Source organism: Candidatus Clostridium stratigraminis, assembly GCF_045310675.1.
GTDB lineage: Bacteria > Bacillota > Clostridia > Clostridiales > Clostridiaceae > Clostridium_AT > Clostridium_AT stratigraminis.
In genome coordinates this window covers 1-1887 of sequence record NZ_JBJHZZ010000040.1, presented here as the reverse complement: position 1 = coordinate 1887, position 1887 = coordinate 1, and the positions used below count along the sequence as shown (strand labels likewise).

General features: G+C 35.2%; 1 protein-coding gene. It reads left to right on the top strand.

Features of this window, described 5'->3' with window-relative positions:
* Window positions 1-111: 111 nt before the first annotated feature.
* Window positions 112-1716 (top strand): IS1182 family transposase, encoded by a 1605-nt coding sequence (locus ACJDUG_RS17745; protein ID WP_406771201.1) that lies wholly within the window; start codon window positions 112-114, stop codon window positions 1714-1716.
* The last annotated feature ends 171 nt before the right edge of the window (window positions 1717-1887 follow it).

Here is a 1887-nt window from a genome sequence, read left to right as displayed (position 1 = left end):
AAGGGGCTGTTGCACAACTAACTAAATAGTTAGCTGCGCAGCAGCTCCCTTTTTGCTTAGAAAGTTAAAATGCGGTGCCCATTGGCACCGCAAGTGTTGTATAATTATAGTATGCAAAAACCAAATCAACAACAAAAAGATTATACCAAATTTAATGGTTACTATCAATTGATTATGCCATTAAATTTTGAAGTGTTGATACCTGAGGATGACTCAGTTAGGTTGCTTAGCCACATTTTGGAGGGATTGAATTATAGCAAGTTATACAAGGCATACTCTCACACCGGGAGAAAACCAGCAATCGAACCTAAAATTCTATTTAAGGTATTAATTTATGCATACCTAAATCAAATATATTCAAGTAGAAAAATTGAAGCTGCGTGCAAAAGAGACATTAACTTTATTTGGCTGCTGCAAGGTGCGAAAGCACCCGATCATACCACTATTGCCAGATTTCGAAAGGAGTATCTCTCTGAAGCTATGGAGGATTTATTTTATCAATTAGTTAAATATCTTCATAAAATTGGTGAGATTAATTTCGAAAATCTCTTCGTAGATGGGACCAAGATTGAAGCAAATGCTAATCGCTACACCTTTGTATGGAAGAAGGTAGTTAGTAAAAATGAAGCTAAAATGTTTGAAAAGATAAAATTTTGTATTGAAGCCATTAATTTAACCTTCATGACCAGTCTTGCTTCCGCAAGGGATACGGTTCTTTATGATATTGAGAAGGCACTTGACTTTATAAATGGAAGGATACAGGAAGAAAATATAGAACTAGTTCATGGTATTGGTAAGCGTAAATCAAAGCTTCAGAAATTTAAAGAAGAACTGGAATGTTACTATGAACGTCAACAAACATACAATATCCATAATAATTTATTCGATGGAAGAAACAGCTACTCTAAGACTGATACTGATGCGACTTTCATGCACATGAAGGATGACCATATGCGGAATTCCCAACTTAAACCGGGTTATAATGTACAAATTGGTGTTGAAAGTGAATATGTAACTGGAGCCCAAGTGTTTCAGGATAGAGCTGACATCGCCACTCTCATTCCATTTCTTAATAATATGAAATCAAACCTAGAAAATAAATATACAAATGTTATAGCCGACTCAGGCTATGAGAGCGAAGAAAATTATCTTTATCTAGAGGAACAAGAGCAAAAATACTACATAAAGCCGCAGACATATGAGAAATGGAAGAAGAAGAGTTTTAAGAAGGATATTAGCAAATGTGAAAATATGATATATGATAAAGAAAAAGATGAGTATACTTGTCACAACGGAAGGCAGCTTAGGAAAACAACGATAGCTCACAGAACTTCAGCTACCGGTTATCATTCAGAGGTGACTATCTATGAAGCTGAGGACTGCAATAATTGCCCATTTAAGGCTAGGTGCACGAAAGCACAAGGTAACAGAAAAATGCAAGTTTCCAAGACATTTGTAGAGAAACGTAGGATATCTCTTGAAAACATAACTTCCCCGGAGGGTGTTATACTAAGGGTAAATCGATCAATACAAGTAGAGGGTGCTTTTGGTGTCCTGAAAAATGATTATCAATTCAACCGATTTTTGACACGTGGTAAAAATAGTGTTAAGAATGAGTTTCTACTTCTCTGTTTTGGTTTCAATATAAATAAACTTCATTCAAAAATACAAAATAATAGGAGTAAAAAGCACCTACATGATGTTAAAGTTGCCTAAGAATATAAGCGAATTTGTTCAAATTTCCTTAGGCTTGTTTAAGTGCGTCTAAAAAATAAGGAAGTCATGAAATTTGGCCATTGGCCAACGATTTCATGACTTCTTCGCGTCTAAAAATGAAAAGGAGTATCGCAAAACTACTTTTCAAGGTAGTTTTGCGACACCCCCTTT

Excerpts from the sequence above, each read along its gene's own strand:
- ACJDUG_RS17745 (WP_406771201.1), top strand. The coding sequence starts at position 112 with ATGCAAAAACCAAATCAACAACAAAAAGATTATACCAAATTTAATGGT.